The organism is Speluncibacter jeojiensis, from assembly GCF_029589495.1.
In the GTDB taxonomy this organism is placed as follows: domain Bacteria; phylum Actinomycetota; class Actinomycetes; order Mycobacteriales; family Mycobacteriaceae; genus Speluncibacter; species Speluncibacter jeojiensis.
In genome coordinates, this window is sequence record NZ_JAAIVF010000005.1 from 369,738 (window position 1) to 375,887 (window position 6,150).

Here is a 6,150-nt window from a genome sequence, read left to right on the forward strand (position 1 = left end):
CCGGGTCAGCCGACGAGTGCCTTGAGCATCGCCAGGTTGGCGGCCATCCCGTCCCGCCACACCGACATCCGGCCCTCGAGGATCGCGGCCTCCTTGCCGGGGTGCTGCTCGACGAAGTCGGTCAGCGGCGAGCGTCCGGTGCCGACCTTGGCCCACTGGCGGACGATCGAACCGTCACCGTCGGCGTCGACCTCGAAGCCCCAGAACGAGAACGGATCGTCCACGGGGCCCACGCTCCAGACCCAGCGGCGGCCGTCCTCGACCTCGACGATCTGCGGGTCGGTGGACCACTCGCCCAGTTGGGCATTGGCGTTGTGGCCGCGGAAGCGGGCGCCGACGGCGACCCCGGTCGCGCCGTCGAGCCACTCGGCCCGCTTGAGCTCACCCGCCGCGCGAGTGGGCAGTTCGATGTCGGTGACCAGTTCCCAGGCCCGCTCGGGGCTGCAGGACAGGCGCTCGGTGACCTCGACGGTGGGGGTGTCGCGCATGAGCATGGTGAAGACTCCTTCGGCTCGTTCGCCCCGCCGCCGAATCGGTCGGTGCCGTCGTCGCGCAGGGAGACGTGTGGGTGTCACCACATTCCAACACGGCAGTCCGACCTGTGCCCGCGGGCCCCGGGATTCGCCGCGCGCCCGGCAGAATCACGGAAGATGACGAATCGGAGGTGGCGGCGGCGATCAGCGGTGCACAATGGCGCAGATTCGACCCGGATCGAGAGGGGGCTCCATGGTGCCCGAGCAGGTGAGTGCCGGCCTGACCGTCGACGAGCGGGTCGAGCGTGGCCGAGCGGCGCGTCGGACCACCCCACTGGAGGCGCTCGCCGAACTCGACACGTCCGGGCCGCGCGATCCGATCGTCCTGCTCGAGAAGCAGGCGGAAAGCCGTGTACCGCAGCTTGTCCCGGTCCGTCACGGACGGATGTCGAGCAGCCCCTTCGCGTTCTACCGTGGTGCGGCACTGGTCATGGCCGACGACCTGTCGCGGTCGCCGAACAGTGGGCTGCACACACAACTGTGCGGCGACGCGCACCTGAGCAACTTCGGCATCTTCGCGACGCCGGAGCGTCGACTCGCCTTTGACGTCAACGACTTCGACGAGACGTACCCGGGCCCGTTCGAATGGGATGTCAAGCGGCTCGTCGCGAGTCTCGCGGTGGCCGCACGCGAGAACGACTTCACCGGCAAGCAGCGAAAGCGGATCACCCGGGCGTGTGCGGCCGAGTACCGCGAAACGATGCTCGCGCAGGCGGAGCGGGGCAACCTTGCGGTGTGGTACTCGCACATCGAGCCCACGGCCGAGATGGAGGATCTGCGCGACGAACTCGACTCCTCCACGAAGAAGCGCACCCGCAAGCTGCTCGCGAAGTCCCGGCACCGCGACAGTCTGCAGGCCCTGGAGAGGCTGACCGAGGTCGTCGACGGCGAGCGGAAGATCGTCAGCCTGCCGCCGCTGATCGTTCCCATCGAGGAGGTGTTCGCGGACGCGGACGCCGACCGGATCTACGACGAACTACGCGGGCGCATCCGGGAGTACCGGGCGACGCTGCGGTGGGATCACCGCGTGCTGCAGGACCAGTTCGAGTTCGTGCAGGCGGCGCGCAAGGTGGTCGGGGTCGGTAGCGTCGGCACCCGGGCCTGGATCCTGATGTTCCGGGGTAAGGACGACGATGATCCGCTGTTCCTGCAGGCCAAGGAGGCGCAGCGGTCGGTGCTGGCCGGTTACGTGGACGGGCCGGCCTTCGCCAACGAGGGCGAGCGGATCGTGGACGGCCAGCGGCTGATGCAGGCGGCCAGCGACATCTTCCTCGGCTGGCAGCAGGGGCCGGGGACCATCGACGGGGTGCGGCGCGACTTCTACCTGCGCCAATTGCGCGACGGCAAGGGTTCCGCGGTGGTCGAGGCGATGTCACCGACCGGGATGACGATGTACGGCAGGTTGTGCGGCCGCGCGCTCGCCTACGCGCATGCCCGATCGGGGGACCGGATCGCGATCGCGGAGTACCTCGGGTCCGGACCCGAGTTCGACGAGGCCGTCGCGGCGTTCGCCGAGGCCTACGCGAAACAGAATGCGCGGGACCATGCCGCGCTGCTCGCCGCGATCGAGCAGGGCCGGGTCACGGCGCGCACCGGCATCTGACGGCAGGCGCGGAAACACCTCCGACCCGAGCAAACATATGTGCCCTCGGCAGGATTCGAACCTGCGACACCCGCTTTAGGAGAGCGTTTCAGCCTCCGGCCGCGACCTGCGCATATCGGTTGAATCGACAGTGTAGCAACAAGTTTGAGCTGTTCAGTGATGCTGGTTGATTCTCGTAGTTTTCGGTGGTTTGTGGGCAGAGTGTGGGCAAAATGTGGGCACCGGCTACCGACGCTGCAGGCCGTGTGCCATGATCGTCACGACAAATGAAAAGGACCCCGGCGGGTGCTGGTAACACCCCCGGGGCATGGCCGAACTAGTCAAGGAGTTCGACGTGTCTGAGCATAGCTGTATGTCTGGCGGTGTCCGCCGCGGTCCGCGCCAAGCGGACAACTTCACCATCATCTCGAACGCCGTCCTCAACGACGACCGGCTGTCCTTCCGCGCGCGCGGCGTCCTCATGTGGCTGCTGTCCAAGCCTGCCGACTGGCGCACCCGATCCGAAGCGATCGCCCGCCAGTCGCCGACCGAGGGCCGGGACGCGATCCGTACCGCCATGCGCGAGCTCGAGCAGCTCGGCTACCTCGTACGCGAGAAGCGGCAGGACGAGCGGGGCCGCTGGCACACCGAACAGACCATCTTCGAGGAACCGGTCGACAGTGCTCCCACACCGGAGCCTGGCAAATCGCACACCGGTCGCGCCGACGTCGGAGAGTCCGGCGCTCTTACAAGGATTAAGTCACCAAGGACTGAGACCAACAACAACCGTCCGCGCGCACCTCGCCAGCACGCGGCGCACCAGGTGTCGTCGTTGTCGGAGAAGGTCGAGGAGATCCACACCGCTGACGCGGGCAAGCTCGCCGACCTCGAGTCCGCGACGGTTGCTGCGGGCCTGCCCGCCAGCTACGGGCGCGTCCGGGCCATGCAGCGCAGCGCGATCCTCGAGCTGATCGACCAGCACGGCATCCCCGAGCTCGTCGCGGCCGCTCGCAGCGCGCACCGCGACTCGAACCCCACGCTGCACGTGAACGGCTGGCTGCGGCTCTGGCAGGCGCTGCCGGTGCGCCAGGCGGTGCGCGTCGCGCCGAAGTGCGGCAAGTGCGACGAGTACGGCTGGCTTCCCGACGACGCGCAGGGACGCGCGGTGCGCTGCTCCTGCCGGACGGCGGCCGTCGCATGACATCCGACCAGATCCGCCAGCTCCTCGACGCCTCCCGCGCCCGCCTGGCCGTCGAGACCCACACCCCCGACCAGCCCGCCGCGCTGTCCTACGCCCGCGCGCTGTGGGCGCTCGAGGACGACCTGCGCACGATCGCCGACCAACCCGAAGGGACCGTCCGATGACCCGCCACCTGCACGCCGCAGCCACCGCCGCGATCGCCGTCCTCGCGTTCGCGCTCAGCTACAGCAACCTCGCCGCGCTGGCCGGCCGCGCCGGGTACGGCTTCGTCATGGCGCACACGTGGCCGTTCGTCGTCGACGGGCTCGCGGTCGTCGCGACCGCCGCGGTGATGCGACTGCGGGCGCGCCGCACCTACGCATGGTCGCTACTCGCCGCGTCGACGACCGTCTCCGTCGTCGCGGGCGCGGCGGCGCACCTCCTGCCCGCCGGGCCGCTGCCGGGATGGGCCGGTGCACTCGTCGCAGTCGTCCCGCCGCTGTGCCTGCTCGTCGCACCGCACCTGGCGGTCCAGCTGCGACGCGACGCGGTCGGGGAGTCTGCTGCACCGATCGAACAGCCCGCTGGACGGGACGAGCAGCACGCTGCACCCGTCGAGCGCCTCGAGGCGCCCGAGTGCGACACCTGCGACGACCAGCAGGAACGCACCCCGGCGCATGAGGATGCCGTGCTGTTCCAGCTCGAGGCGACGCAGCCGCGACAGGACAGCGACGCGATGCGCGACGAGGCGCTGCGGCTGCTCGCGACGACCGACATGTCGCAGCGGGCCGTCGCACGAGCGGTTGGCACATCGGAGACGTCGGTGCGACGGTGGCGCAAGACTGCCGACGCCGTGCCGGCGCTCGTCGCAGTCAGCGGGTAGATCGCGTTGTGCGGCGGGTGTGGTAGACCTCTCCGAACCAACCACTCTGGGAGGAACCTGTGAAGACCACACTCGCCGTGCTCGTCGCGGCCGCCGCTGTAGCGCTGGCCGGGTGCGGCGCAAACGACCACTCGACCGCTGACCCGTTGCATGCCGCCGCGCCGGCGACGCTATGGGACCGCTACGGCGACCAACTGCGCCCGTTGAACCAGGACACCTGCCCAGCGTTGTCGCTCACCGACCGGTGCCGGAAGAACACCCTGCCCCGGGCCGGCGTTGCCGCTGAGGTAGCTGCGGCCGAGAGGAACGAGCCGCTGACGACCAACATCGAGAACCTGTTGGCTGTCGAAGTGATGATCAAGAAGTCGGCCGACACCTTCAAGGGTGAGTTCTGCGACACGATCGGCTCGACGCTGGATTGCGGGCCCGAGGCGCACGAAATCAACGACCTCTACCAGGCGTTCGTGAAGGGCGTGCTGGAGATCAGCGGTCAGCCGACCACATCCGTCCCGTGAGGAAACTCGCAGCCGCCGGTAGAGACGCCGATAGGCCCCGCCGCTGGTGTGCGGCGGGGCCAGGGTCAAGCGAGCGCTTCGATGGTGATCCACGACGAGGTCGCGCCGGACGCCATCGATGGCCCCCAGCGGCTGGCGCCCTCGACGGCGACGGCCTGACCGTCGGTGAGGGTTCCGGTCCACGACAGGTCCTTGACGGCGCCGTTGGTGTTTTGCGGGTCGAGGGCTTGCACGACGGTGCCGCCGACGATCAGTCGGGCGCCGCACTGGTTGACACTGCCGTCGTTCTTGTAGGTGAGTTTCGCGGTGATCTTCACCAGACCAGCCGGGCCGAGGATCGACTTCCCATCCGCCGACAGCACCGTGTCGGCGTAGGTGGGCAGCACGGCGAGCGGCGCCATCGGATACCACGTGTACTCGTTGGGCGTCGCTCGATTGGCGGATAGGTAGGCGCCCATCGGCGTGAACCCATCCGCCGCTGGAACGTAGATGTACACCGCCATCACGCCACCCCCGTAGGGGTGACGGTCAGGCCGGGGCGACCGTCACGAACGTGTCGGTGGCACCGGCCCTGATGCTGATGATGCCGCCGTTGTTGTGCGCGATGACCGCGGTCACCGTGTCGCCCGACTTGAGCGTCCCGGACCACGTGACCGGCGACGAGGTGCCCGACGCGACCTGCGTGCCGTTGACCTGCAGGACGATCGACGTGCCGTTGTTCGGGAACGCGGACGGGCACGTGAACACGACCGTTGCGGGCGCATCCCACGGGATCGTGATGGACGAGCCCGTGATCTGCGTGTCCGGCCAGGCGGGCAGCGGAGCGATCGGCGAGAGCGGCGCGGACGTGTACGGGCCGACCGCCAGGTTCGCCGACAGGTATACGCCCAACGGCACTGCAGTATCGGCCGCCGGGATGTAGAGGAAGACGGCCATCAGCTATCGCCGCCCGGAGCCAGCGGGGGGGGGGCTTGCCTCAGCATCAGCACACCCCCGTCACGACCGACACCATGCCCTTGCCGGGCGTGGCGCCGACCTGCGTCACATACGGCTGCACCACATCGTCTGCCGCGACGGTCCACGTGCCCGTCACCTCCGCCATCGTCGCCGGGGCGGTGACCGTCACCGTCGCGCCCGGGATCGCAGTCCCGTTCTTCCGCAGCTCCACGATCGTCGACCCCGAGGCGTCGGCGGTGCCGAGGAGCACCCGATGCCGCGACAACGTCCCAGCGGGCATTGGCACGCCGACAAGGTGGGCGCCGGGACCGACCTTCCGCGCCGCGTCGCCGGTGTGCTCGACGACCACGCGCAGCGTCTGGCCGCCCGCCGGGACCGCGTCCGCGATGCCCTGCTCCATGTGGTTGAGGGCGGCCGCGTTGATCGGCGTCCCGCCGGTCGGACCATCTGCCCAGGTCTTCGGTGCGTAGGTCATAGGTCAGCTCCTAGCTGGGGAGTAG

9 protein-coding genes and 1 tRNA gene are annotated in these 6,150 nt (G+C 69.3%); 5 read left to right on the top strand and 5 right to left on the bottom strand.

From position 1 onward, the window contains the following. Nucleotides 1-5 precede the first annotated feature (5 nt). Nucleotides 6-494, bottom strand: a complete 489-nt coding sequence (locus G4X40_RS16915; RefSeq protein WP_277834128.1) for an SRPBCC family protein — start codon at nt 492-494, stop codon at nt 6-8. Nucleotides 495-726: 232 nt separating this feature from the next. Between G4X40_RS16915 and G4X40_RS16920 the strand changes: the two genes are divergently transcribed. Continuing rightward, the gene (locus G4X40_RS16920) at nt 727-2,136 is read left to right on the top strand and encodes a DUF2252 domain-containing protein (RefSeq protein ID WP_277834129.1); all 1,410 of its coding nucleotides are present in this window, start codon (nt 727-729) and stop codon (nt 2,134-2,136) included. Nucleotides 2,137-2,176: 40 nt separating this feature from the next. On the opposite strand, the gene G4X40_RS16925 is transcribed toward G4X40_RS16920, so the two are convergent. After that, nucleotides 2,177-2,236, bottom strand: a tRNA-Ser gene (locus G4X40_RS16925). A gap of 252 nt (nt 2,237-2,488) precedes the next feature. On the opposite strand from G4X40_RS16925, the gene G4X40_RS16930 reads away from it, so the two are divergent. Genes G4X40_RS16930 through G4X40_RS16945 form a run of 4 tightly spaced genes read left to right on the top strand, consistent with a single transcriptional unit; the run spans nt 2,489 to nt 4,693 of the window. After that, nucleotides 2,489-3,316, top strand: a complete 828-nt coding sequence (locus tag G4X40_RS16930; RefSeq protein WP_277834130.1) for a helix-turn-helix domain-containing protein — start codon at nt 2,489-2,491, stop codon at nt 3,314-3,316. Continuing rightward, a complete protein-coding gene (locus G4X40_RS16935; RefSeq protein WP_277834131.1) occupies nt 3,313-3,480 on the top strand; it encodes a hypothetical protein in 168 nt (55 codons plus the stop codon). Before G4X40_RS16930 ends, G4X40_RS16935 begins: the two co-directional genes overlap by 4 nt. After that, nucleotides 3,477-4,178, top strand: a complete 702-nt coding sequence (locus G4X40_RS16940) for a DUF2637 domain-containing protein (protein ID WP_277834133.1) — start codon at nt 3,477-3,479, stop codon at nt 4,176-4,178. The genes G4X40_RS16935 and G4X40_RS16940 overlap by 4 nt, the downstream gene beginning before the upstream one ends. 59 nt (nt 4,179-4,237) lie before the next feature. Then, the gene (locus tag G4X40_RS16945; RefSeq protein WP_277834135.1) at nt 4,238-4,693 is read left to right on the top strand and encodes a hypothetical protein; all 456 of its coding nucleotides are present in this window, start codon (nt 4,238-4,240) and stop codon (nt 4,691-4,693) included. A gap of 65 nt (nt 4,694-4,758) precedes the next feature. Here G4X40_RS16945 and G4X40_RS16950 read toward each other — a convergent pair whose 3' ends face one another. From G4X40_RS16950 to G4X40_RS16960, 3 genes are read right to left on the bottom strand one after another with little or no spacing between them, the layout of a single operon-like run. Beyond that, the gene (locus G4X40_RS16950) at nt 4,759-5,196 is read right to left on the bottom strand and encodes a hypothetical protein (protein ID WP_277834136.1); all 438 of its coding nucleotides are present in this window, start codon (nt 5,194-5,196) and stop codon (nt 4,759-4,761) included. Nucleotides 5,197-5,221: 25 nt separating this feature from the next. Continuing rightward, nucleotides 5,222-5,629: a hypothetical protein gene (locus G4X40_RS16955; RefSeq protein WP_277834138.1), complete on the bottom strand. Its 408-nt coding sequence runs from the start codon at nt 5,627-5,629 to the stop codon at nt 5,222-5,224. A gap of 46 nt (nt 5,630-5,675) precedes the next feature. Further along, nucleotides 5,676-6,125: a hypothetical protein gene (locus tag G4X40_RS16960; RefSeq protein WP_277834139.1), complete on the bottom strand. Its 450-nt coding sequence runs from the start codon at nt 6,123-6,125 to the stop codon at nt 5,676-5,678. Between the last annotated feature and the right edge of the window lie 25 nt (nt 6,126-6,150).